This is a genomic window from Sulfurivermis fontis (assembly GCF_004001245.1).
GTDB lineage: Bacteria > Pseudomonadota > Gammaproteobacteria > Thiohalomonadales > Thiohalomonadaceae > Sulfurivermis > Sulfurivermis fontis.
The window spans coordinates 810038-834972 of sequence record NZ_AP018724.1 but is presented as its reverse complement, the minus strand read 5'-3'; the positions used below and the strand labels follow the sequence as shown (position 1 = coordinate 834972).

Annotated in this window: 26 protein-coding genes; 2 read left to right on the top strand and 24 right to left on the bottom strand. The window is 64.8% G+C overall.

Annotation, left to right across the window (positions count from 1 at the left end; genetic code table 11):
• Positions 1–7: 7 nt before the first annotated feature.
• The 6 genes from rplI to rnr all read right to left on the bottom strand — a co-directional run bounded on the left by rplI (position 8) and on the right by rnr (position 5497).
• Positions 8–457, bottom strand: a complete 450-nt coding sequence (gene rplI / locus EP379_RS04345) for a 50S ribosomal protein L9 (RefSeq protein ID WP_127476226.1) — start codon at positions 455–457, stop codon at positions 8–10.
• A 50-nt stretch (positions 458–507) separates the two neighbouring features.
• Positions 508–1416, bottom strand: coding sequence for a hypothetical protein (locus tag EP379_RS04340; RefSeq protein WP_127476224.1), 909 nt, complete (start codon positions 1414–1416; stop codon positions 508–510).
• Between the two features lie 27 nt (positions 1417–1443).
• Positions 1444–1671 (bottom strand): 30S ribosomal protein S18, encoded by a 228-nt coding sequence (gene rpsR / locus EP379_RS04335; RefSeq protein ID WP_127476222.1) that lies wholly within the window; start codon positions 1669–1671, stop codon positions 1444–1446.
• A gap of 33 nt (positions 1672–1704) precedes the next feature.
• Positions 1705–2109, bottom strand: coding sequence for a 30S ribosomal protein S6 (rpsF, locus tag EP379_RS04330; protein ID WP_127476219.1), 405 nt, complete (start codon positions 2107–2109; stop codon positions 1705–1707).
• 115 nt (positions 2110–2224) lie between these two features.
• The gene (gene rlmB, locus EP379_RS04325; protein WP_127476217.1) at positions 2225–3004 is read right to left on the bottom strand and encodes a 23S rRNA (guanosine(2251)-2'-O)-methyltransferase RlmB; all 780 of its coding nucleotides are present in this window, start codon (positions 3002–3004) and stop codon (positions 2225–2227) included.
• Positions 3005–3094: 90 nt separating this feature from the next.
• A complete protein-coding gene (rnr, locus tag EP379_RS04320) occupies positions 3095–5497 on the bottom strand; it encodes a ribonuclease R (protein WP_127476215.1) in 2403 nt (800 codons plus the stop codon).
• Positions 5498–5624: 127 nt separating this feature from the next.
• Here rnr and xseA point away from each other — a divergent pair, with 127 nt between their 5' ends.
• Entirely contained in the window at positions 5625–6971 is a 1347-nt protein-coding gene (gene xseA / locus EP379_RS04315) for an exodeoxyribonuclease VII large subunit (RefSeq protein WP_127476213.1), read from the top strand.
• Positions 6968–7879 (top strand): peptidoglycan DD-metalloendopeptidase family protein, encoded by a 912-nt coding sequence (locus EP379_RS04310; protein WP_127476210.1) that lies wholly within the window; start codon positions 6968–6970, stop codon positions 7877–7879. Before xseA ends, EP379_RS04310 begins: the two co-directional genes overlap by 4 nt.
• A 92-nt stretch (positions 7880–7971) precedes the next feature.
• Here the strand turns inward: EP379_RS04310 and EP379_RS04305 are convergent, their stop codons facing one another.
• From EP379_RS04305 to iscU, 18 genes are all read right to left on the bottom strand, one after another.
• A complete protein-coding gene (locus EP379_RS04305; protein ID WP_127476207.1) occupies positions 7972–8613 on the bottom strand; it encodes an SEL1-like repeat protein in 642 nt (213 codons plus the stop codon).
• A gap of 269 nt (positions 8614–8882) precedes the next feature.
• A complete protein-coding gene (locus EP379_RS04300; RefSeq protein WP_127476205.1) occupies positions 8883–10700 on the bottom strand; it encodes an adenosylcobalamin-dependent ribonucleoside-diphosphate reductase in 1818 nt (605 codons plus the stop codon).
• 51 nt (positions 10701–10751) lie between these two features.
• Positions 10752–11363, bottom strand: coding sequence for a class I SAM-dependent methyltransferase (locus tag EP379_RS04295; RefSeq protein WP_127476203.1), 612 nt, complete (start codon positions 11361–11363; stop codon positions 10752–10754).
• A 91-nt stretch (positions 11364–11454) separates the two neighbouring features.
• The gene (gene der, locus EP379_RS04290; RefSeq protein ID WP_127476201.1) at positions 11455–12879 is read right to left on the bottom strand and encodes a ribosome biogenesis GTPase Der; all 1425 of its coding nucleotides are present in this window, start codon (positions 12877–12879) and stop codon (positions 11455–11457) included.
• A 19-nt stretch (positions 12880–12898) separates the two neighbouring features.
• Positions 12899–14095: an outer membrane protein assembly factor BamB gene (bamB, locus tag EP379_RS04285; RefSeq protein WP_127476199.1), complete on the bottom strand. Its 1197-nt coding sequence runs from the start codon at positions 14093–14095 to the stop codon at positions 12899–12901.
• Positions 14095–14742, bottom strand: coding sequence for a YfgM family protein (locus tag EP379_RS04280; RefSeq protein WP_127476197.1), 648 nt, complete (start codon positions 14740–14742; stop codon positions 14095–14097). Before EP379_RS04280 ends, bamB begins: the two co-directional genes overlap by 1 nt.
• Positions 14743–14760: 18 nt before the next feature.
• Positions 14761–16044: a histidine--tRNA ligase gene (gene hisS / locus EP379_RS04275; RefSeq protein WP_127476194.1), complete on the bottom strand. Its 1284-nt coding sequence runs from the start codon at positions 16042–16044 to the stop codon at positions 14761–14763.
• Between the two features lie 156 nt (positions 16045–16200).
• The gene (ispG, locus tag EP379_RS04270; RefSeq protein WP_127476192.1) at positions 16201–17292 is read right to left on the bottom strand and encodes a flavodoxin-dependent (E)-4-hydroxy-3-methylbut-2-enyl-diphosphate synthase; all 1092 of its coding nucleotides are present in this window, start codon (positions 17290–17292) and stop codon (positions 16201–16203) included.
• Positions 17293–17295: 3 nt separating this feature from the next.
• The gene (locus EP379_RS04265) at positions 17296–18126 is read right to left on the bottom strand and encodes a RodZ domain-containing protein (RefSeq protein ID WP_172600372.1); all 831 of its coding nucleotides are present in this window, start codon (positions 18124–18126) and stop codon (positions 17296–17298) included.
• A 35-nt stretch (positions 18127–18161) separates the two neighbouring features.
• Positions 18162–18911 carry a type IV pilus biogenesis/stability protein PilW gene (gene pilW, locus EP379_RS04260; protein WP_127476187.1) on the bottom strand — a complete coding sequence of 250 codons (750 nt, stop codon included), beginning with the start codon at positions 18909–18911 and terminating at the stop codon, positions 18162–18164.
• The gene (gene rlmN / locus EP379_RS04255) at positions 18908–20002 is read right to left on the bottom strand and encodes a dual-specificity RNA methyltransferase RlmN (RefSeq protein ID WP_127476184.1); all 1095 of its coding nucleotides are present in this window, start codon (positions 20000–20002) and stop codon (positions 18908–18910) included. Before rlmN ends, pilW begins: the two co-directional genes overlap by 4 nt.
• Positions 20003–20033: 31 nt before the next feature.
• Positions 20034–20465: a nucleoside-diphosphate kinase gene (gene ndk / locus EP379_RS04250; RefSeq protein ID WP_127476181.1), complete on the bottom strand. Its 432-nt coding sequence runs from the start codon at positions 20463–20465 to the stop codon at positions 20034–20036.
• Positions 20466–20604: 139 nt separating this feature from the next.
• Entirely contained in the window at positions 20605–20799 is a 195-nt protein-coding gene (gene iscX, locus EP379_RS04245) for a Fe-S cluster assembly protein IscX (RefSeq protein WP_127476179.1), read from the bottom strand.
• Between the two features lie 93 nt (positions 20800–20892).
• Positions 20893–21231, bottom strand: coding sequence for an ISC system 2Fe-2S type ferredoxin (fdx, locus tag EP379_RS04240; RefSeq protein WP_127476177.1), 339 nt, complete (start codon positions 21229–21231; stop codon positions 20893–20895).
• A 177-nt stretch (positions 21232–21408) separates the two neighbouring features.
• Positions 21409–23280, bottom strand: a complete 1872-nt coding sequence (gene hscA, locus EP379_RS04235) for a Fe-S protein assembly chaperone HscA (RefSeq protein WP_127476174.1) — start codon at positions 23278–23280, stop codon at positions 21409–21411.
• 276 nt (positions 23281–23556) lie between these two features.
• Complete coding sequence (hscB, locus tag EP379_RS04230) at positions 23557–24087, bottom strand: Fe-S protein assembly co-chaperone HscB (RefSeq protein WP_127476171.1); 531 nt, start codon at positions 24085–24087, stop codon at positions 23557–23559.
• A gap of 104 nt (positions 24088–24191) precedes the next feature.
• Positions 24192–24515, bottom strand: coding sequence for an iron-sulfur cluster assembly protein IscA (gene iscA / locus EP379_RS04225; RefSeq protein ID WP_127476169.1), 324 nt, complete (start codon positions 24513–24515; stop codon positions 24192–24194).
• A 13-nt stretch (positions 24516–24528) separates the two neighbouring features.
• Positions 24529–24915, bottom strand: coding sequence for a Fe-S cluster assembly scaffold IscU (iscU, locus tag EP379_RS04220; RefSeq protein ID WP_127476166.1), 387 nt, complete (start codon positions 24913–24915; stop codon positions 24529–24531).
• Positions 24916–24935: the final 20 nt, after the last annotated feature.

Sequence of the window (24935 nt, the reverse complement as noted above, 5' to 3'; positions counted from 1 at the left end):
ATCAGGCTTAGGCGGCGACGACGACGACCTTGATGGCCTGGGTGACGTCGGTGTGCAGATTCAGATCGATCTCGTACTCGCCGATCTGGCGGATCGGACCTTCCGGCATGGCGATCTCCTGACGCTTCACCTCGACACCGGCCTGGTTGACGGCCGCGGCGATATCGGCGGTGCCGATGGAGCCGAACAGCTTGCCTTCGTCACCGGCGTTGTGGGCGATGGTCACGGCACCCAGCTCGGCCAGCTTGGCGGCGCGGGCCTGGGCAGCGGCCAGCGCCGCGGCGGCGGCCTGCTCCAGCTCGGCGCGGCGGGCCTCGAACTTCTCGATGTTCTCCTTGGTGGCCATCACGGCCATGCCACGCGGCAGCAGGTAGTTGCGGCCGTAGCCGGAACGCACCTTGACCTTCTCGCCCAGGGCGCCCAGATTGCGAACCTTCTCCAGCAGAATGACTTCCATCGTGTTTACCTCGACTTAAATTACGCCCGCACTGCGGCGCCACTGCAAAATTATTGCTTCGGTTTACCGGCCGCCAAACGGGTCCGGAAATCCATCCAGTTGTCCACCATCCCCGCCACCGCCAGGGTGAGCGCAATCTGCGTCATCACCATCGGCAGCAACAACAACACGTACATCGCCACCAGCCAGCCCACGTTGGCCCCGGTGCGCGCCACCAGGCCGTGCACCAGCGCCACACCCTGCAACAGGTGCAGCAGCAGGGCCAGCGGCAACAGGTCGGTCAGCATCGCCAAACCGGGCGGTTGCATCCAGGCCGCCAGCAGCAGCACCAGCGTCACCCCGGTTGCCGCGCGTCCCAGACGCAGGGCGTGGAACTCGCTGCGGAAACCGCCCGGGTTGTACAGAACGGCCTGCCACCAGCGCGCCAGGAACAGGCTCAGGACCACACCCAGGGTCACCGCGGCGCCGATCATCCCGGTCATCAGCCCGGCCATCTCGTCCAGCACCGGCAACAGCACGTCCTGTTGCTCGGCCGGAGCCTGTTCCACGAGGCGGTGGAGAAACCCGCGCCACCAGCCGGCCGGGTCGTCCACGCCGAGATGGAAGCCAAGCACCACCATCACGCCGAACAAGGCCGCCAGCCACAGGCTGCGGGCCAGATCCGCCGTGCGGCGCAGGCTCCAAGCCGTCACCAGCAGCGGCAGCCACAGCGCCAGCAGGAAGGCCAGCGGCGCCATGGGGTTGCCCACCAGCAGCCCGCCCAGCACGGCGGTGGCGACTATCGATCCCACCACCACCTTGCCCGCCTCGGCCAAGCCGAGACGCAGGGTCACCAGACCCACCGCCGCCGCGCTGAGATAGCCCAGCGGCGGCAACAACACTCCCAACATGGCAGCGACGCTGGTCACCAGTATCGCCGCCATCGGCCCGCGCATGATGGTGTTCGCCAGGAACCTCATCGCGGCGTTCCGCAACAGGTTGGAGGCTCAGTCGTGAGCGTCGGTGTACGGCAACAGCGCCAGATAGCGGGCGCGCTTGATGGCCAGGGCCAGCTGACGCTGGTACTTGGCCTTGGTGCCGGTGATGCGGCTCGGCACAATCTTGCCGCTCTCGGTCACGTAGCCCTTCAGGGTGTTCAGATCCTTGTAATCGATGTACTTCACGCCTTCGGCGGTGAAGCGGCAGAACTTCTTACGGCGAAAGAAACGAGACATGTTCGATCTCCTGGTAGTGTCCGTGCGGCGGCCTTACTCGGCCGCGGCCTCTTCGGCGCCGGCTTCGTCATCAGCCATGTCGTCACGGCTGCTGCGCTCGCGGCGGTCGTCACGCTCTTCGCGCGACTTGGCCAGCGGGGAAGCCTCGGTCACCGCCTCGTCCATGTTCAGGATGAGATTGCGGATCACGGCGTCGTTGAAGCGGAAGGCGGACTCCAGCTCCTTCATGGTCTCGGTCGGGCACTCGATGTTCATGAGAACATAGTGCGCCTTGTGTACCTTGTTGATGGGGTAGGCCAGCTGGCGACGGCCCCAGTCTTCCAGGCGATGGATCTGGCCGCCGGCGCTTTCGATGGTCGAACGGTAGCGTTCGATCATGGCAGGAACCTGCTCGCTCTGGTCCGGATGGACCAGAAACACGATCTCGTAGTGCTTCATTGTCACTCCTTACGGTTTGGACAGCCTCGGCATGGACTCCGCCGAGGCAAGGAGTAATACCGCCACAGCGGCGGTATTAAAGGCGCGGGATTATATAGGTACTTCCAGCCAGGGTCTAGGGGCCAGCGCCCCATCCCTCGTATCTAGCCCCTCGTACCTGCGTCCTCTGGCGCAAGGCCTCGAACAGGCAGATGCCGGTGGCCACCGAGACGTTGAGGCTTTCCACGCTGCCGGCCATGGGGATGCGCACCAGCACGTCACAGTGCTCGCGGGTCAGGCGGCGCAGGCCGCTGCCTTCGGCGCCCATGACGATGCCGAGGGCGCCGCGCAGGTCGGCATCATACAGCGAGGTCTCTGTCTCCCCCGCCGCGCCCACCAGGAACACCCCGGCGTCCTTGAGCAGGCGCAAGGTGCGGGCCAGGTTGGTCACCTGCACGAAGGGCACGGTCTCGGCGGCGCCGCTGGCCACCTTGCGCGCCACGGGGGTCAGGCCGCAGGCCTTGTCGCGCGGCGCGATGACCGCGTGCACGCCGGCGGCGTCGGCGCTGCGCAGGCAGGCGCCCAGGTTGTGCGGGTCGGTGACACCGTCGAGGATGAGCAGGAAGGGAGGCCCATCCAGCTCGGTAAGCAACTGATCCAGAAAGGCTTCGCTGCGCGCCTCGGCCTGACGCACCCGCGCCGCGGCACCCTGGTGGCGGTCACCGCCGGTGAGCTTGTCCAGCTCCTGGCGCTGGACCCAGTGCGGCCGCAGCCCGGCCGCCTCGGCGGCAGAGGCCAGGGCCTGCAGGCGCTGGTCGCGGCGGCCGGAATCCAGCCACAGTTCCATCACGCCGTCAGGGCGCTGCAATACCGCCGCAACGGCATGCAGGCCGAATACCAGTTCTGTCGCTGCCATGGTTAAGACACCACATCTCAAAGGAGGCCACACGTCTCCTCCCCGCCGGGTGGGGAGGGAGTATTCCGTGCCCCTGAGGGGCCTGCAGATCTACTCCGCCGCCGGCGCCCGCTTCTTGCTGCGACGGCGACGGCGCTTCTTGGACTTGGAGGAAACCCCGTTTTCCTGTGCGCCCTGCGGCGGCTGGGACGGCGCCGGGGCCTGGGTCTGCTGCTCCTGCGGCTGGCGGGACTTGTTGCGGGAGCGCGAGCGGCCCTTCTTGCCTGCCGCTCTGCCCTCGGCTGGGGGCGGCCCCTTGGCGGCCGTAGCCTGCCCGCCCTCCTCCAGCACCAGTTCGAAGTCGATCTTGCGCTCGTCCAGGTCGACCCGCACCACACGCACACGCAGTTTGTCGCCGAGACGATAGATACGGCGCGTGCGCTCGCCCACCAGGCGGTGGTGCGCCGGGTCGAAGTGGTAGTAGTCGTTCTGCAGGCCGGTGACGTGCACCAGGCCCTCGACGTAGATGTCGGCCAGCTCGACGAACAGGCCGAAGCCGGTGACGCTGGTGATGATGCCGTCGTAGGCCTCGCCCACCTTGTCCAGCATGTACTCACACTTGAGCCAGTCCACCACGTCGCGGGTGGCCTCGTCGGCGCGGCGCTCGGTCATGGAGCAGTGTTCGCCCAGGAGCACCATGTCGTCGTGGCTGTAGCGGAACGCCGCCGGGCGCTTGCCCGACAGCACGTGGCGGATGGCGCGGTGCACCAGCAGGTCCGGATAGCGGCGGATGGGCGAGGTGAAGTGGGTGTAGGCCTCGTAGGCCAGGCCGAAGTGGCCCAGGTTGTCCGGCGAGTACACCGCCTGGGCCATGCTGCGCAGCAGCACGGTCTGGATCAGATGGGCATCGGGCCGGCCGGCGATCTGCCTGAGCAGTTCGGAATAATGGCGCGCCTCGGGCCGTTCGCCGCCGCCCAGGGACAGGCCCAGCTCGCGCAGGAATTCGCGCAGGTTGGTGAGCTTCTCCTCGCTGGGCGTGGCGTGCACGCGGTAGACGATGGGCACCTTGGCCTTGGACAGGAAATCGGCGGTGGCGACGTTGGCCAGCAGCATGCACTCCTCGATGAGGCGGTGGGCATCGTTGCGCACCACCGGCACCACGCTCTCGATCTTCTTGTCCTTGCCGAACACGATGCGCGTCTCGGTGGTCTCGAAGTCGATGGCGCCGCGCCGCTCGCGCTGCGCCAGCAGCACGCGGAACAGGGCGTACAGGTGCTCCAGGTGCTCGACCAGCTCGCCGTACTGGGCGCGCAGCGCCTCGTCGCGGTCCACCAGCATCGCCGCCACCTTGGTGTAGGTCAGGCGCGCCGCCGAGCGCATCACGGCGGGATAGAACTTGTAGTTGCCCAGCACGCCGGTGGCGCTCACCTCCATGTCGCACACCATGCACAGGCGATCGACGTTGGGATTGAGCGAGCACAGGCCGTTGGACAGCTGCTCCGGCAGCATGGGGATCACGCGGCCGGGAAAATACACCGAGTTGCCGCGCACGCGCGCCTCGGCATCCAGCGGGCTGCCCGGCTGCACGTAATGGGATACGTCGGCGATGGCGACGACCAGGCGCCAGCCCTTGCCGCGCGGCTCGGCATACACCGCGTCGTCGAAGTCCATGGAATCGTCGCCGTCGATGGTGACCAACGGGATGTTGCGCAGATCGACGCGGCCCTGTTTGGCCTCCTCCGGCACCACCGGCGGCAGCTTGGCGGCCTCGTCCTCCACCAGCAGCGACCACTCCTGCGGCAACTGGTAGGTGCGGATGGCGACGTCGATCTCCATACCGGGCGCCATGTGATCGCCGAGGATTTCGATGATGCGGCCGATGGCCTGACGGTAACGGGTGGGCTGTTCGAGGATCTGGGCGGTGACGAGCTGGCCATGGCGCGCGCCGTAGGCCTGCTCCGCCGGGATGAGGATTTCGTGCACGATGCGCTTGTTGTCGGCAACGACGAATCCTACGCCGCCCTCGACGCGGTAGCGTCCCACCACACGCTCGGTGTTGCGCTCCAACACCTCCACCACGGCGCCTTCGCGGCGGCCGCGGCGATCCAGGCCGGAGACGCGCGCCACCACGCGATCACCATGGAACACCGCCTGCATCTCGCGCGCGGTGAGGAACAGGTCGGGACTGCCGTCATCGGGTACCAGGAAACCGAAGCCGTCGGGATGGCCGATGACACGACCGGGGATCAGGTCCATCTTGCTGACGAGACCATAGCCGCCGCGGCGGTTGCGCATCAGCTGGCCGTCGCGCTCCATGGCGCGCAGGCGGCGGGCCAACGCATCGAGCTGCACCGGATCGTGCAGGGCGAGGGCCTGGGCAATCTGTTCGTGGTCGAGGGGAACCCCCTGCTCCTCCAGCAACTGCATGATGAATTCACGGCTGGGGATGGGGTTTTCGTACTTCTGCGCTTCGCGCTCCTGGAAGGGGTCCTGCTTGCTTCTGCGTTTTGACATGTGTTCGCTTGTGTGTCCTGGGTATATAAGGCGGCAATTGTAGCCGTTCCGGCCGGACAAAGCAGAAAAAAATGCCTGCGTCCGCGAATGAGGTTTTCAGCATTCCCGTTAAGGGTAGAATGCCCCCATGGCCACCCTATCCGACACCCCGAATCGCGATATCTACACCGTTTCGCGCCTCAACGCCGAAGTGCGCGCCGTGCTGGAAGGCAGCTTCCCCCTGCTGTGGGTGGAGGGTGAAATCTCCAACCTGGCCCGCCCCGCCTCCGGCCACTGGTACTTCTCCCTCAAGGACAGCGCCGCCCAGGTGCGCTGCGCCATGTTCCGCCAGCGCAACCAGCTGCTGCGCTTCAAGCCGCAGGACGGCATGCACGTCCTGCTCCGCGCCCGCATCTCGCTCTACGAAGGGCGCGGCGAATTCCAGCTCATCGCCGAACACATGGAAGAGGCCGGCTCCGGTGCCCTGCAGCGCGCCTTCGAAATGCTCAAGCTGCGCCTGCAGAACGAAGGACTGTTCGATGCGGCACGCAAGCGGCCATTACCGCGCCTGCCGCGCCGCATCGGTGTGATCACCTCACCCACCGGTGCCGCGATCCGCGACATCCTCACCGTGCTGGCGCGGCGCTTCCCGGCGATCCCGGTGGTGATCTATCCGGTGCCGGTGCAAGGCGCCGGCGCCGGCGAGCAGATCGCCGCCGCCATCCGCCGTGCCGGTGAGCGCGGCGAATGCGACGTGCTCATCGTCGGCCGCGGCGGCGGCTCGCTGGAAGATCTGTGGGCCTTCAACGAGGAGGTGGTGGCGCGCGCCATCCACGCCTCGCCCCTCCCCATCGTCAGCGCCGTCGGTCATGAAATCGATTTCACCATCGCCGACTTCGTCGCCGACATGCGCGCCCCGACGCCGTCCGCTGCGGCGGAACTGCTCAGCCCCGACCGCGAGGAGATGCGCACGCAACTGCTGCAACAACGCATCCGCCTGGCGCGCAGCTTCCAGCGCCAGATGCGCCACAAACGCCAGCAACTGGACACACTGCAGAAACGCCTCAAGCATCCCGGCCGCCGCCTGCAGGAGATCGCCCAGCGTCTGGACGAGATGGAACAGCGTTTAAGCCGCGCCAGCCAGCACCTGCTGCGCCATGCCAGCGCGCGTCTCGCCGCGCTGCACGCCCGGCTGGAACGCCACACGCCGCTGTATCGGGTACAGATCTTGCAGGCACAGCGACAGGAATTACAGCGCCGCCTGCGCAGCGCCACGACACAACATCTCGAACGGCTGAACCGCCGCCTGGCCCAGGCCGCCCACACCCTCGACGCCGTCAGCCCGCTGGCCACCCTGAGCCGCGGCTACGCCATCGTCACCAGCGCCGACGGCAGCGTGCTGCGCGCCGCCGCGCAGACTGCCCCAGGCGCCCAGGTGCAGGCCCGCCTCGGCCAGGGCCGCCTGCTGTGCCGGGTGGAAGGAGTGGAAGAATGAACCGCGTTATCGAAGCAATTCATCGCGAATACGATTCGCTCCTACGAAACCCGCTTGCAGGAGCAAATCGTATCCGCGACATCGTCTTGTTGCTGTGCCTGCTCCTGCTTTGCGCCAACGCCGCCTTCGCCCTGCCGCAGAGCGCCGCCGTTCCCGGCGGAATCGCCATCGTCGCGCTGGGCGAACACAACAATGCGCCACGGGTTTATTACCTGGGCAAGCGGGTCATGGTGTTGCAGGATGGCGGGCACTGGCAGGCCGTCGTCGGCATCCCGCTCAGCGCCAAGCCGGGCCGTCACACCCTGCGTGTGCAACCGCAGGGAGCGAAAGACCGCAGCGTTACCTTCACCGTCGGCGCCAAACAGTATGACGAGCAGCACCTCCAGGTGCCGCCGCGCATGGTCAACCCCAACCCGGAAGATCAACGGCGCATCGCCCGCGACCTCAAACTGAGTGCCGAAGCCTACCGCACCTTCCGCTCCGGCGACAGGATCACCACCCGCTTCATCTTGCCGGTGGAAGGCCGCTACAGCAGCCCCTTCGGCCTGCGCCGTTTCTTCAACGGCGAGGCGCGCAATCCGCACAGCGGCATCGACCTCGCCGCGCCCACCGGCACCCCTGTCCGCGCCCCTGCACCAGGCCGCGTCCTCGCCACCGGCGACTTCTACTACAACGGCAACACCGTGTTCCTCGATCACGGCCAGGGCCTCGTCACCATGTACTGCCACATGGACAGCCTCGCGGTGAAAACCGGCCAGACCGTCGAAACCGGCCAAATCCTCGGCACCGTCGGCGCCACCGGCCGCGTCACCGGCCCGCATCTGCACTGGAGCGTCAGCCTCAACGACGCCCGCGTCGATCCGTTGCTGTTCCTGGCACCGGAGATCGTGGCACAACTGGTGCAGTGATACGGCTGCACTGTCACGCAAACAAGAAGGCTCGCAGCAGGGGGCTTCTTACTTACCTGTCCCAAAACTGCAGGACATACTCCAGCAGTTATCTATTGATCAAATGCCGGCGGCGTCTCACGCAGTTTCTTCATCTCCGCCTCGAGCAGGGCCTTGGCGGCGAGGCGGCGGCGGGCCTCGTCCTTCTCGGCTTCCGCCCTTTTTAGCTCGGCCTCCTGGCGGGCATTTTCTTCCTGCAGGCGCTGCATTTCTTCACGGCTGCGCGCCAGTTCTTGCTCCAGCTGTTTGCGTTCGCGTTCCATGCGCTCCAGTTCCTGGCGGGAGGCAGTGTCCTGGGCGGGCGGCGCAGGCGGCTGGACGGGAATGGGCGGACGCGGCGGCGCGACCGGTGCCGGAGCGGGCGCGGCGATCTTCACCAGCGGCTCGCCGGCATCCAGTGCGGCCAGCTTGCGCCGGGCCGGTTCGTAGCCCTGGGCGGCGGCGGCCTCGTACCAGTGCCGCGCCTGAATCGGGTCGGCCTGCACGCCCTGGCCCTGGGCGTACATCTCGGCCAGATTGAACTGCGCCTCGGCGTTGCCGATGTTGGCCATCTTCTGCTGGTAGTTGAACAGACCTTCCCATATCTTGCCTTCTTCTGCCCAGACGCTCCGGGAAAACGCCAGGCATGCGGCGATGAGCAGGGCAGCACGGCAACGGCTTGCCGCCCAGCGATTTTGAGTTGCGTTGCGCTGCATGATGACCCCCGTTTTGTTGGCACGGTCATCGGGAAGACGGCCCGGATATCGTTTCTATTCCCGGCGACCTATTAAGGAAGGTCTGAATAAGTCCATCCTGGACTTCTCAGACCACGCCAAGCGAAAAGTGTGATTTTCGCTTGGCTTCATTTTTCAACGACTTATCGTCGTTGAAAAATGGCGGCACATCCCTGTGCCGCGGAAGCTCTGAACTTATTCAGAGCTTCCTTAACATGTGCTGTCTATCACACCCCGGAGGACGGTCGTGTTCAGTCCGCCTCGCGCTCGATGGAACAGCAATGGGAAACCGACGGCTCCTGCGGTTGCAGGATGGCACCGGTGACCGGATTGGGGCGGAAGGTGGTGCAGCCCTTGAGACCGAGGCGATGGGCCTCGCGGTAGATGGACTGAAACTGTTCGAAGGGGTAGTCGGCGGGAATGTTGATGGTCTTGGAGATGGCACTGTCCACATACGGCTGCAGTGCCGCCTGCATGGCGAGATGCACCTGCGGTTCCAGTTCCAGGGCGGTGACAAAGTAGGGTGGCAGCACAGCATCATCATGCGCTTCGCGCCACAGGCGCCAGGCATAATCGCTCACTTCGTACTCCCTATAGCGCCCGTCACGCTCCAGCAGGCGACGGCGATAGGACCAGGCGAACACCGGCTCCAGACCGCTGGAGATGTTGTCGGCCAGCAGACTGATGGTGCCGGTGGGCGCAATGGCGATGAGATGGCTGTTGCGGATACCGTGGGTCGCAATGCCGTCACGGATAGCGGCCGGCAGGCGTTGCACAAAAGGCGCGGCCAGATAGGCCTCCCGCTCGAAGAAGGGGAAGGCGCCTTTCTCACGCGCCAGCTCAACCGAGGCACGATAGGCGCAATCGCGCAGTTCACGCATCACATTGGATGCCATTGCCCTGCCCTCTGCGCTGTCATAGCGCAGGCCAAGCATGAGTTGCGCATCGGCCAGGCCGGTAATACCCAGCCCGAGACGGCGCGTACCGCGCGCCTGCGCCGCCTGTTCCGGCAAGGGAAAGTGCGATGCATCGATGACGTTGTCCATCAGGCGCACCGCCACCTGCACCGTCTCGCGCAGCGCCTCGCTGTCGATACGCGCGTTGGGCGTGAACGGTTCACAGACAAATCGCGTGAGATTCACCGAGCCGAGGTTGCAGGCGCCGAAAGGCGGCAGCGGTACTTCTCCGCAAGGATTGGTGGCAGTGATGCGTTCGCGGTAATAGAGATTGTTCTCACGGTTGATCCGATCGATGAACAACACGCCGGGCTCGGCATAGTCGTAGGTGGCGCGCATGATCTGCTGCCATAACTGCCGCGCCGGAATGCGTTTGATGACACGACAGGGAACCTCGCCGTCATGGCCGGGCCAGGCACGCATCACCACCTCGCCCTCAGCGTCATCCAGCGCCGCGACGGGGAACAGCAACGGCCAGTCACCGCCTTCTTCCACCGCCTGCATGAAGGCATCGCTGACCAGCACCGAGAGATTGAAATGCCGCAGCTCGCGCGGTTCCTGCTTGGCGGTGATGAATTGCTCGATATCGGGATGGTCGCAGCGCAGGGTGGCCATCATGGCGCCGCGCCGCGCGCCGGTGGACAGCAAGGTGGCGCACATGCTGTCCCAGATGCGCATGAAAGAGACCGGACCGGAGGCGATGGTGCCGGCACGATGGGTCAGCGTGCCGGACGGACGCAGGGTGGAGAAGTCGTAGCCGACGCCGCCGCCCTGCTGCATGGTCAGCGCCCCCTGCTTGAGGGCATCGAAAATGCCGTCGAGGGAGTCCTCGATGGTCCCCATCACGAAACAGTTGAACAGGGTGACGTTGCGCTCGGTGCCGCTACCGGCGAGGATGCGCCCACCGGGCAGAAAACGGAAATTGTCCAGCGTGGCGTAGAAGCGGCCTTCCCACCCATGCACATCGCCGCGCTCCTGCCGCGCCAGCGCCAGGGCCACACGGCGCCAGGTATCCGCGACAGTCCGATCATGAATCAGCGCACCGTCACGATAACGGTATTTGCTGTCCCAGACATGGCGGGATATTTCGCTGCTGAAGAGGTCGCGGCTCATGGCTGCAAGCATAGCCAAAGCGGGGCTTGTCGGCATGCCCCGCCGCCGTGCTCAGCTCTTCACGAAACGGCAATAAACGAAGCGCTGTTCCTTTTGCGCCGGGGTGATATGCCCCTCGGTGAGGGTTTCCACCAGGCGGTAACCCGCACCCAGCTCGGCACTGAGGGTTTCCGGGCTGTAACGCTGCACCGGCAGGTTGCTGCACTTCTCCGGCCCGTCGAGGGCGAAGGTGGCAATGATCAGCTGTCCGCCGGAGCGCAGGCCGCGCTCCAGGCGTTGCCGATAGGCCTGGCGGTCGGCGGGGTCGGTGAGGAAATGGAACACGGCGCGGTCGTGCCATAGGGCATAGCTTTTCGGCGGCTCGAAGGCGGTGGCATCGGCCTCGATCCAGGTCACCTGCGCCGCAGGTGCGCCGAGACGCTCGCGCGTATGCTGCAGGGCCGCAGCGGAGATATCCAGCACGCTGATGTCGCCATAGCCATCAGCCAGCAGATTGTCCACCAGACGCGAGGCGCCGCCTCCCATGTCGATGATCGGCTGACTCTTGTCGATCCCTGCCGCGGCGATGAGGCGCAGCGAGTATTCCGGGCGCGGCTGGAACCAGCTCACCTCGGTAGGCTGCTTCTGTGTGTATACCTGCTCCCAATGCTGCTTGCGGTCCATGGTCTCCTCCGGTGGTTAGCTCAGGAGCCCACTCCGTGGGCGAAATCGACACCAGCAACGCCCCGTTCGCCGAGAGGACTCGGCTCCTACCCTACATTTTCTTTTTGCGGGCGCGTTTTTTCTCGGCCTTCTTGATGTGCGCCACCATGCGCTTGCGCTTTTGCACCTGGCGCGGGGTGAGCACGTTCTTCTTGCCGGCATAGGGATTCTCGCCGGACTTGAACTCGATGCGTACCGGCGTACCTTCCAGCTTGAGGTGTTCGCGGAAGAAATTGATCAGGTAGCGTTGATAGCTGTTGGGTACCTGCTCGGTCTGGTTGCCGTGTATGACAATCAACGGCGGATTCTTGCCGCCCTGGTGGGCATAGCGCAGCTTGATGCGGCGGCCGCCCACCAGCGGCGGCTGGTGGGCGGCGATGGCCGACTCCAGCAGACGGGTCAGTTCCGGGGTGGAGAACTTGCGCAGCGCCGAGGCATAGGCGCGTTTCACCGAGCCGAACAGTTCGCCGACGCCGGTACCGTGCAGGGCCGAAATGTAATGCAGTTTGGCGAAATCCATGAAGGGCAGCTTCAGGTCCAGTTCGCGGCGCACATTGTCGCGCTGATCCTGACTCAGACCGTCCCACTTGTTCACCGCCAGCACCAGGGCGCGGCCGGCGTCGAGCACGAAACCGAGCAGGGTGGCATCCTGTTCGCTGATCCCTTCGCGCGCATCCAGCACCATCACCACCACGTTGGCCTCTTCGATGGCCTGCAGGGTCTTGATGACGCTGAACTTCTCGATGGCCTCGTCGATGCGCGAACGGCGCCGCACGCCGGCGGTATCGATCAGGGTATAGTCCTGGCCGTCGCGCTCGAAGGGAATGAAGATGCTGTCGCGCGTGGTGCCCGGCATGTCGAACACCACAACGCGCTCCTCGCCGAGGATGCGGTTGACCAGGGTGGACTTGCCGACGTTGGGGCGGCCGACAATGGCCACCTTGATGCGATCAGCCCCCTCCTCCTCGGCCTCTTCCTCCTCTTCCTCCGGCAGGGCCGCCAACACGCGCTCCATCAGGCGCGGCACACCACGGCCATGCACTGCGGCGATGGCCACCGGCTCGCCCAGGCCGAGGGCGTGGAACTCGGCAGCCAGCAACGAGGGTTCGCCGGTGTCGGTCTTGTTGACCACCAGCACCACCTCCTTGCCCCGCTGGCGCAGCCAGCGCGCGATGGCCTCGTCGCCGGCAGTGAGACCGTCGCGGCCGTCGACCAGGAACAACACCACGTGCGCCTCGTCTACCGCCTGCTGCACCTGGCGCACCATCAGCGCCTCGACGCCCTGTTCGTCGCCGGACAGGCCGCCGGTATCGACCACGATGTAGGGACGCTCGCCCACCTTGCCGGTGCCGTACTGGCGATCGCGCGTCAGCCCCGGCATGTCCGCCACCAGGGCGTCACGCGAACGGGTGAGGTAATTGAACAGCGTGGATTTGCCCACGTTGGGCCGCCCCACCAGGGCGATGACCGGTTTCATGGCAGTGGTCAGGTCCTAATTAATCCGGCAACACGCGCAGGGCATTGAGGACGCCGCGCTTGTCCATCACGTAGACGTGATCGTCCTGCACCTGCGGCGCGGCGAGCACGGCGCGATCCTCACGGTACCCATTGTGCGGCCAGTAGGAAGGCACCGGATACAAGGCCTCCCAGTCTTCCACCCGCACCCGCGCCAGCAGCGAGCCTTCCTCGCGCGCCAACCAGTGCACATAACCCTCGAAATCCGCCACCACCACAGCGCCGCCCTGCACCGCCGGTGCTGACAACATGCGGCCCCGCAACGCCGTCTGTTTCCACAACGTGCCGCCATTGCTGCGTGCCAGTGCCCACACGCTGCCCTCGGCATCAGTGACGTAGATCTCGCGTCCGGACACGGTGAGTCCGGACCAGGTCGAGAAATCACGCGTCCACAACAGGCGGCCGCTGTCGAGGGTCAAGGCGGCGATGCGTCCCTGATAACCTGCGGCATACACCACCCCGTCGCGCACCATCAACCGGGCATCCACATCGACCAGGCGCTCCAGTTCCGTGCGGCCACGCGGCACGGCCAGTACCGTCTCCCACAAGGGGCGTCCGTCCTGCAGCGACACGGCGACCAGGCGACCGTTATCGAAACCAGCCACCACGATGGTGCCCTCGATCTGCGGTTCGCCCACCCCGCGCAGCGACAACAGCGGCACCGGCTGACTGTAACGCCACAGACGGCGGCCGTCACTGGCATCCAGCCCGAACAGCGCGCCATCCACACTGCGCACTACCACCACGTTACCGCTGCGCTGCGGTGCTGCCAGCACCTCGCTACTGACCGGCGCACGCCAACGCAGCGTGCCATCGCGCTTAGCCACAGCGATCACCTCGGCATCGCCACCGAACAGCAGGACATCACCGCCGTCACCGGGTCCGCCATTGATGGCGGCCTCCAGTTCGGTGCGCCAGAGGCTGGCACCGGACTCGAGTTCGAAGGATTCCACCCGCCCCTTGTGATTGGCGGCATAGATGCGATCGCGCTCCACCAGGGGCGGCAACGCAATCATGTGCTTGCCTACTCCTTGGCCCAGTTGGCGTGCCCAGCGCGTCTCCACCTGCAACTGTGGCGTGAAGTCACTCAACTCGGCAGGCGGATTGAGTTCCAGGCGGCTGGGGCTGCCGCCGCAGGCGACGAGCAACAGCGCGGCAATGATGACAGACAGACGCATCACTGCGCCACAACTCCGGCATCGGCCAGGTCATCCACCTTCATGCGCAGCATCTGCTGCTTGGCGGGCACATCGGCAGCGGCCGCCAGAGCGGTCTGATAGGCCTGCAATGCCTCGGCGCGGCGGCCTTGGGCCAGATAGGCATCGCCCTTCGTCTCCTCCACCAGCACCGTATAACTGCTGCCGGCAACGGTGGCCAAGTGCTGCAGCGCCTCATCGGCACGGCCCTGGGCTATCAGCACGCGCGCCAGTCGTACCTGCGCCAGGAGGCGCACCTCGCTCACCTTCGCATTGTCCATCACCCAGCGCAGGTGTGCGGCGGCACCATCCAGATCACCCTGGTCCACTGCCTGCTGCGCCAGACTGAGCGACGCCAGTGCGGCATAGGGCGATGTCGCATGCTCGGCGATGATACGACGTGCGATCTCCACCACCTCGCGCCCCTCGCCGGCATCCAGTTGCGTCAGCATCTGCTGGTACAGTGCGGAGGCGGCCTCTGCCTGTGACCGCGTCGTGTCCTGCCAATAGCGCCAGCCAAACACCGCCGCCAGGGCCAGGACGACGCCGATGACCACGCTGCGGCCGTTTTCCCTCCACCACTCCTTGAGTGCCTCAACCTGCTCTTCTTCGGTACGATAGACTTCCACCGCGTTTTCTCCTCAGGGTTATTTGCGGCCAGCCACATAATCCCGCAGAAACGGGACGATCTGATCCAGGGCCAGCGTCTGCTGTTCGGACTGCTCGCGCAGGGGCTTGATGCCGACAGTACCGTTGGCGACTTCCTCTTCGCCCATCACCAAGGCCAGCGCAGCACCGCTCTTGTCCGCACGCTTCAACTGATTCTTGAAACTGCCGCCGCCGTGATTGAGCTGCACGCGCAGGCCCGGCACCTCGTCACGCAGCCGCTCGGCCAGCAACAACGCATGCTGCTGCGCGGCATCACCAACCCGCACCAGATAGATGTGGGGACGGAACTGCTCCAGCGGCACGACATCCTCATCGAGTAATGCGGTGAGACGCTCCAGGCCGATGGCAAAACCAATCGCCGGCGTGGCCTTGCCGCCCAACTGCTCGACCAGGCCGTCGAAACGGCCACCGGCGCATACCGTGCCCTGGGCACCCAGTTTGTCGGTGACCCACTCGAACACGGTGCGGCCGTAGTAATCGAGGCCGCGCACCAGACAGGGATTGATCTGGTAGCGCACGCCGGCGGCCTCCAGCTGCGCGCACAGCGCGTCGAAATGCGCCTTTGACTCGGCATCCAGATGCTCGGTCAGCTTGGGCGCAGCGGCGATGAGCGCGGCCATGTCCGGGTTCTTGCTGTCGAGGATACGCAGCGGGTTGCTGAGCAGACGGCGCCGGCTGTCCTCGTCCAGTTGCCCGATGTGCTGCTCGAAATAGTGCACCAGCTTTTCGCGGTACATGGCGCGCGCATAGGACGAGCCCAACGAATTGAGTTGCAGGGTGACGGAGTCTTCCAGACCGAGCAGGCGCCACAGGCGCGCGCTCATCAGGATCAGCTCGGCATCGACATCGGGGCCCTCCAGACCGAACACCTCGACACCAAGCTGGTGAAACTGGCGATAGCGTCCCTTCTGCGGCCGTTCATGGCGGAACATCGGTCCGAGGTACCACAGCTTCTGCGTCTGGTTGTAGAGCAGGCCGTTCTCGATGGCGGCACGTACGCAGCCGGCGGTTCCTTCCGGCCGCAGGGTGAGTGAGTCGCCGTTGCGATCCTCGAAGGTGTACATCTCCTTCTCGACGATATCGGTGACCTCGCCGATGGAGCGCTTGAACAGTTCGGTTTTCTCGACGATCGGCATGCGCACCTCGCTGTAGCCATAGGCGGCCAGCAGATTGCGCAGCGTCTGCTCCACGAATTGCCAGGTCGGCGTCTGCTCCGGCAGGATGTCGTTCATCCCGCGCACGGCCTGAATATTACCGCTCAATGTTTCTCTCCAAAGTCAAAAGCCGGTTAAACGCCAAGATGCAAAGGCCATGGACCTGGCCATCCTCATCGAAACCAAGCGCGCTGCGCCGCTCGCCCTGGCGCAAACACCGCGGCAACATCTTTGCGGCCCTTTGCGCCCTTTGCGTCTTTGCGTTTAATTCTTTTCCACTTTCCGCCGCGCCAGTTCGGCGCGGATCTGTTTTTCCAGTTCGTCCACCAGGTCGGCGTTGTCCACCTTGTGATCCGGCTTGCCGCCGACGTAGAGCAGGTTGGGCTGGCCACCGGCCAGGCCGATGTCGGCCTCGCGCGCCTCGCCCGGGCCGTTGACCACGCAGCCGATCACCGCCACGTCCAGGGGTTCCAGCACATCCTCCAGCCGCTGCTCCAGGGCGTTGACCGTAGCGATGACATCGAAGTTCTGCCGCGAACAGGACGGACAGGCGATGAGATTGATACCCTTGCTGCGCAGATGCAGGCTCTTGAGAATATCGAAGCCGACGCGGATCTCTTCCACCGGGTCCGCCGCCAGTGATACGCGGATGGTGTCACCGATCCCATCCACCAGCAGCATGCCGAGACCGATGGCCGACTTCACGGCACCGGCGCGGAAGCCACCCGCCTCGGTGATGCCGAGGTGCAGCGGCTGCTCGATCTGCTGCGCCAGTTTACGATAGGCCTCGACGGTGAGAAAAATCTCCGACGCCTTGAGGCTGATCTTGAAATCTTGGAAATCGAGCCGGTCGAGGATCTCGATGTGGCGCAGTGCCGACTCGACCAGCGCGTCGGCGGTGGGCTCGCCATATTTTTTCTGCAAATCCTTTTCCAGTGAACCGGCATTGACGCCGATGCGGATCGGAATGTTGCGATCACGCGCCGCGCTCACCACCGCCCGCACGCGGTCCTCGCGGCCGATATTGCCCGGATTGATGCGCAGGCAGTCGGCGCCCAGTTCGGCGACACGCAGCGCGATTTTGTAGTCGAAGTGGATGTCGGTGACCAGCGGCACCTGCACCTGCTTCTTGATCTCGCCGAAGGCCTCCGCCGCAGCCATGTCCGGCACCGAAACGCGCACGATGTCGGCACCGACCGCCTCCAGTGCGCGAATCTGCCGCACCGTCGCCGCCACGTCATGGGTGTCGGTATTGGTCATGCTCTGCACCGAAATGGGCGCATCGCCGCCCACCGGCACGTTGCCGACCTTGATCTGACGCGACTTGCGCCGCTGGATGGGCGAGGGCTGATGCATGGCTTACTCGGCGATGGGCTGGTTGTCGGCGGCCTTGCCAAGACGAAACCTGGCCACTTCACGGCGCTGGAACGGTGCGTGATCGAATACCTTGCCCTGGTAATACACCGTCACTGCCGGGGCATTGCCGAGGAAAATCTCGAACGGCGCCTTGCCGCGCACGGTACGGGTCATGCCATCCTGCAACAGTTCATATACCAACTGCTTGCCGTCTGCGTCCTTCACCTCCAGCCAGCAATCGCCTCCGCCAGCCTCCAACTGCACCTCGGTCACTTGCAACGGCACCGGTACCGGCGGCGCGGCACCGATCACGGGTGACGGTTCGGCAACGGCCACCTCCTGTGGTTCAGCTTGGGGCGGCGTCTCCGTCACCGGCGGCAGCGTCAGGCTCACATTGCCATCGGGAGCCTGCAGCATGGCTGGCTCACCGGCAGGCTCGTCTTCAGCCGGCTGGCGCGACAGCCACCATACCGCGAGCAGACCCAGCAACAGGAGAACGATCAGCCAGGTCACGAGCTTGACCGGCCAGTCACTGCTGCGGCGTTGATGGAGCGGCATGACCGGCGCTACCAGTGCCGGTGTCGCGTCGGGCCGCTCCAGCATGGCCACCAGCTCCTCCGCCGGCAGTTCCAAAAGACGCGCATAACTGCGCAGATAACCACTGACAAAGGCCACCGGCGGAAGATGGGCGTAATCATCCTCCTCCAGCGCGCGGATCAGTTCGAGGCGTAACCGCAGCCGCGTGGAAACCTCCTCACGGCTCAATCCCGCCGCCTCGCGTGCCAGACGCAGACGCTGACCTGGGCCGGCAACCACCGCGACCTCTGCGGTCACGGCCGTCTCTTCGCGGGGGGACGTGTCGTTCACGGTCATTTGGATTTCAGATAGAGCTTGGTTTCTTCAGCGGCGGGAAAGTTGTTGCGTAACAGCATGCCGTAGCTGGAGAGGGCATTGCGATCACCCAGCACGCGTTCAATCTGGATCCCCAACCACAAACTGTGCGGGGTATGCGGCGCCACCGCTGCGTAGCGCTGCAGAAAGGCGCGCGCGGAAATGTGGTTGCCCTGCTGCAGCGAGATATCCGCCATCGCCAGCAATGCCTTGGGCAGATTGACGTTGACCTTGAGCGCCTCGCGGTAATACTGCTCGGCCCTGACCATGTCCCCCTTCTCCAGCAGGCACTGGCCGAGGTTCTCATAGGCCTGGCCGCGCCCCGGCCACACCGGGTTTTCCACCGCCTTGAGCAGGCGGGTTACCCCCTCGTCATAACGCTTCTCACCGCACAGGAACACGCCGTAATTGTTCTGGATTGCGGAATCATTCGGGGCCAAATCTGCCGCGCGCTGGAAATGCTCCCCTGCCTTGTCCTTGCGCTCCAGGCGCCGATACAGTTCGGCGATGTAGTGATGCGCCTCGACCGAGTCATCATCGTACTCCACTGCCTTCAGCAGCTTCTCCATGGCCAATTCGTTCTTGCCTTGGACCATGTAATTCAGGCCAAGCTCGGCATTGAGCTGGGCGGCCTTCTTGAAATCGGTGGTGTCACGTTCGGGCGTGCCGGCACAACCGGACAGCAGCGCCAGGGCGGACAACAGAATGAGAACGCGCAGACGTATCATGAGGCGATCCTTTGCATGGTGATGGTCTTCTGGCTGCGGCGGGTGCGGTCCTGCACTTCACCCACCAGCTGGCCGCAGGCGGCGGCGATGTCATCGCCGCGGGTCTTGCGGGTGACGGTCATCAGGTTGCCCGCCATCAGGATGTCGCGGAAGCGATCGATAGCCTCCTGGCTGGAGCGGCGGTAGCTGGTACCGGGAAAGGGATTGAACGGAATCAGATTGACCTTGGCCGGGGTACCGCGCAACACCTTGAGCAGGGCGCGGGCATGCTCCGGTGAGTCGTTGACCCCCTCCAGCATGGCGTATTCGAAGGTAACGCGACGGTGCGGCACGTCGGCGCAGTAGCGGCGGCAGGCCGCCAGCAGCTCGGCGATGGGATACTTGCGGTTGATCGGCACCAGCTCGTTGCGCAGTGCATCATCGGGCGCATGCAGCGACACCGCCAGACTGACGTCGATGGCCGCGCGCAGTTCATCGATGGCCGGCACCACGCCGGCGGTACTGACGGTGACACGGCGCTTGGAGATGCCGAAGGCGTAGTCGTCCTGCATCAGTTCCATCGCCTTGACCACGTTGTCGAAGTTGAGCAGCGGCTCGCCCATGCCCATCAGCACCACGTTGGTGATCACCCGCTCGCCCTTGTTCTGCGGCAGGCCGATGAGGCGCGTGGCCAGCACCACCTGGCCGATGATCTCGGCAGTGGTGAGATTGCGGTTGTAACCCTGCTGGGCGGTGGAACAGAAGGAACAGTTGAGGGCGCAGCCTACCTGGGAGGAGACGCACAGGGTGGAGCGATCCTTTTCCGGGATGTACACCATCTCGATGGAATTGCCGTCGGCCAGGCGCAGCATCCACTTGCGCGTGCCGTCGCGCGAGGGCATGTCGACGGCCACCTCCGGCAGGCGAATCTCCGCCTTTTCCTTCAGCTGGTCGCGCAGGGACTTGCTCAAATTGCTCATGGCGTCGAAATCATCGACGCCATGATGGTAGATCCACTTCATGACCTGAGAAGCACGAAAGGCCTTCTCACCGAGCGCGGTGAAGAAGGCCTCCATGTCCTGCCGGTTCAGATCCAGCAGATTGGTCTTCATGGGCTTCGCCTCGCAGGCCGCGCCGCGCCCCTCAACGGGTGCGCGGGCAGATCTCCTCGGGCTTGAAGAAGTAGGCGATTTCCGCCTTGGCGGTGTCCGGACCGTCGGAGCCGTGCACGGCGTTTTCGTCGATGGACACGGCGAAGTCCGCACGGATGGTGCCGGGAGCGGCATCCTTGGGGTTGGTGGCGCCCATCACCTCGCGGTTCTTGGCAATGGCATTCTCGCCTTCCAGCACCTGCACCATCACCGGACCGGAGGTCATGAAGGCGACCAGGTCCTTGAAGAAGGGGCGCTCCTTGTGCACGGCGTAGAAGCCTTCCGCCTGCTCCTTGGACAGGTGCAGCATCTTGGCAGCGACGATCTTCAGACCGGCCTTCTCGAAGCGGGAGTAGATCTCGCCGATGACGTTCTTGGCCACAGCGTCGGGCTTGATGATGGAAATGGTGCGTTCGATGGCCATTTACTCTGAATCTCCGTTACAAACCGATGGATTAAAGGGGGGATTAAATGCGTTGAACCCGCGATTATACGCGGGCTCAGGGGGGCATTCCAGCGGTGACTTGTGCCATGGAGCGGACTTCTGCCCGCCCCACGGCAAATCAGCTCCGTTCGTCGATCCAAGCCATCTGGATGGCTTCGAGGATCTTCTCGTTGGAACTTTCAGGATCGTCGGCGAACTCCGGCAGGGCGCAGACCCAGGCGTGCAGATCGGTAAAGCGCACCCATTGCGGGTCCACGTCCGGATGGGCCTCGTCCAGGGCGATGGCGATGTCGAGGGTGTCGTTCCACTTCATGGTCGCTGCGCTCCCAGTGACAAGTGACAAGTCCCAAGTGGCAAGAACTGGTGTTTTTACTTGTAACTTGCCACTTGCAACTTGTAACTGTAGTTAGTGCTTCTCCGACACCATGTTGATGGTGTACTTGGGTATCTCCACCACCAGGTCGGTCTCCCCCACCACCGCCTGACAGGACAGGCGCGAATCCGGCTCCAGGCCCCAGGCCTTGTCCAGCATGTCCTCCTCCAGCTCCTCGGCCGGATTGAGGGAGGCACCACCCTCACGGATGTAGACGTGGCAGGTGGTGCAGGCACAGGATTTCTCGCAGGCGTGCTCGATCTCGATGCCGTTGGCCAGGGCCGCGTCGCAGACGGTGGTGCCCGGCTCGGCCTGAATCACGGCCCCCTCGGGGCAGATTTCCTCGTGCGGCAGAATGATGATTTGGGGCATGGCGATAGTTCCTGAAACAGCCTAGAAAAAACATTCAAATCCGCAAATGAACGCTAATAGACGCAAATCAAACCGGGCGTGCATCCCTGTGCCACCGCTTGGGCCGGCCGGGAGATAGCGCTGCGCAGAAAACCGGGCATTCGCGTTCATTTGCGTTCATTCGCGGACTGATTGTACTCAAAGCTCGTCGATACGATGGCCCGCCAGGGCCTTCTTGATGCCGGCGTCCATACGCCGGGCGGCGAATTCGGCGCTGGCCTGGTCGGTGGCCTCGATGGCGCGCTTGATGGCGCGGTGATCGTCGCCGTCGCGGGCGGCGCGCAGGGCGGCCATGGCCTGATCTATGGCGGCGCGCTCCTCGGCATTCAACAGTTCGGCGCCGTCGGCGGCCAGGGCGGCGGTGAGCGCCTCCAGCACACGATCGGCCTCCACCTGCTGCTCGCGCAGATTGCGCGCGGCGACATCGTCCTCGGCATGGGCCAGGGAGTCGCGCAGCATCTGCTCGATCTCGCCGTCGCTCAGGCCGTAGGACGGCTTGACCTGGATGCTGCTCTCCACCCCGGAGGTCATCTCGCGCGCCGACACCGACAGCAGACCGTCGGCATCCACCTGGAAGGTAACACGGATGCGGGCGGCACCGGCCGCCATGGGCGGGATGCCATGCAGCTCGAAACGGGCCAGGGAGCGGCAGTCACTCACCAGATCGCGCTCGCCCTGCACCACATGGATGGCCATGGCAGTCTGGCCGTCCTTGAAGGTGGTGAACTCCTGGGCGCGCGCCACCGGGATGGTGGTATTACGCGGGATCACCTTCTCCACCAGGCCACCCATGGTCTCCAGGCCGAGCGACAGCGGGATCACGTCCAGCAGCAGCATCTCGCCGTCGGGCTTGTTGCCCACCAGCACGTCGGCCTGCATGGCGGCGCCCACTGCCACCACCTTGTCCGGATCGATGTCGGTCAGCGGGGTGCGGCCGAAGAATTCGCCCACCAGCTCGCGCACGCGCGGCACACGGGTGGAACCGCCCACCATCACCACCTCCTTCACCGCGTCGGCGGTGATGCCGGCATCCTTGAGGGCGCGGCGGCAGGCGGCCAGGGTCTTGCGGATCAGCGGGTCGGTCAGAGCATGGAACTGCTCGCGCGACAGCTCGCCCTGCCAGTGGCTGCCGTCGGCCAGCTCCACCTTGAGCGGCACGACGGCGGCATCGGTGAGCGCCTCTTTCGCGGCACAGGCGTCGCGCAGCAGGCGGCGCATCTGGCGGTGATCGGCATCATCGGCGATGCCGGCCTGCGCCATGATCCACTCCGCCACGGCGTGGTCGAAATCATCGCCGCCCAGGGCCGAGTCGCCACCGGTGGACATCACCTCGAACACCCCCCTGGACAGGCGCAGGATGGAGATATCAAAGGTACCGCCGCCCAGGTCGTAGATGGCGATGACGCCCTCCTCACCGCGGTCCAGGCCGTAGGCCACGGCCGCGGCGGTGGGTTCGTTGAGCAGGCGCAGCACGTTGAGACCGGCCAGTTTGGCGGCGTCCTTGGTGGCCTGGCGCTGGGCATCGTCGAAATAGGCCGGCACGGTGATCACCACGCCGGTGAGGTCGCCGCCCAGGGCGCTCTCGGCGCGCTGCTTGAGGGCCTTGAGAATCTCCGCGGAAACCTCCACCGCGCTGACATCGCCGCCGGCGGTATGCAGGCGCGGCACGGCGCTGTCGGTGGCCACGAATTCGTAAGGCAGGCGTTCGCCCAGGGCCTTCACATCCTTCACCCCGCGCCCCATCAAACGCTTCACCGAGGCGATGGTGTTGAGGGGATCGGCCGCCGCCATGGCCTTGGCCTCGAAACCCACCTGTGGGGCGGCATTGGCGACATAACGCACCACCGACGGCAGCAGGTGGCGCCCCTGCGCATCGGGCAGGGTTTCGGCCAGCCCGCTGCGCACGGTCGCCACCAGGGAATTGGTGGTGCCGAGATCGATGCCCGCCGCCAGCCGGTGCTGGTGCGGTACGGTGGATTGGCCGGGTTCAGCGATTTGCAGTAGTGCCATGACTTGTTCCGTTTCGCCTTACCGGCGCAAAAAACCTCAGTCCGCAAATACACGCCAATAAACGCAAATCACCGCATCACCCTATTCGCGTCCATTGGCGTTCATTCGCGGACTAATTCTTAGGGAAGGTCTGAATAAGTCCTTCCTGGACTTCTCAGACCACGCCAATCGAAAAGTGTGATTTTCGATTGGCCTCATTTTTCAACGACATATCGTCGTTGAAAAATGGCGGCACATCCCTGTGCCGCGGAAGCTCTGAACTTATTCAGAACTTCCTTAGCTGTTATGCGCCAGGTCGTCCTCGCGTGCGTCCACTTCCTCCAGCAGCTTGCGCATGAACTGCAGCTTGCGCAGCCGCTCCGGCACCTCCTGCAAGGCCTCCCCACCGCGCTGGAACAACGCCGCCAGTTCCTCCACCAGATGCCGCTCGGTGGCCTCGGCAGTGGTGCGCACCTGGTCCAGTGCGGCGTAAGGGTCGGCAGCCCTGGGGGCCGCCGCCAGCGCCTCGCGCAGCTCCATCTGCTCCAGCAAGAACATCGGATCCATACGGGTATCCGTATCGGACAAGGTGATGCCGCTCAATTCGAGCAGATAGCGGGCGCGGGCCAGCGGGTCCTTCAGCGTGCGGTAGGCCTCATTGATCAGCGCCGCCTGCTGCACCGACAGCAGGCGCTCGCGTTCGGAGGCGCCGGCATAGCGATCGGGGTGGGCGGCGCGCTGCAGGTCGCGATAACGCAGCGCCAGGGTCTCGGCATCCACCGCAAACCCCACCGGCAGCCCGAACAACTGGAAGTAGTTTTCGTTCATTAACGCCCCAAAAACTTGGCCACAGGGGCCGCCGCGCAGACAGAGCACACGGGTCACGTCACTCTGGGGCCGCGGCGTCCGCTGTGGCCAAATTCATCCCGCCGTCAGACGTTGAAGCTTTCGCCGCAGCCGCAGGCATCCTTGACGTTGGGATTGTTGAACTTGAAACCTTCGTTCAGCCCTTCACGGGCGAAATCCAGTTCGGTGCCGTCGAGGTAGAGCATGCTCTTGCTATCGACGATCACCTTCACGCCGTGGCCCTCGAATACCTGATCTTCCGGCTGCAACTCGTCGACGAATTCCAGCACATAGGACATGCCGGAGCAGCCGGATGGCTTCACGCCCAGGCGGATGCCCACGCCCTTGCCACGATTGGTCAGGAACTTCTGCACGTGGCGGGCAGCGGCTTCAGTGATGGTGATGGCCATGGGGAAATCCTCTTCAGGCGCGCGACTGCTTGGCCTTGTAGTCCTCGATGGCGGCCTTGATGGCATCCTCGGCCAGCACCGAGCAATGGATCTTCACCGGCGGCAGGGCCAGTTCCTCGGCGATCTGGCTGTTCTTGATCTCCAGCGCCTGATCCAGGGTCTTGCCCTTTACCCATTCGGTGACCAGCGAGCTGGAGGCGATGGCGGAACCGCAGCCGTAGGTCTTGAACCTGGCGTCCTCGATGACGCCGTCGGCACTCACCTTGATCTGCAGGCGCATCACGTCGCCGCAGGCGGGCGCGCCTACCATGCCGGTACCCACATCGGACGCATCCTTGTCCAGGGAGCCGACGTTGCGCGGATTTTCGTAGTGGTCGATGACCTTGTCGCTGTATGCCATTTCGTGGAACCTCGCCTTAC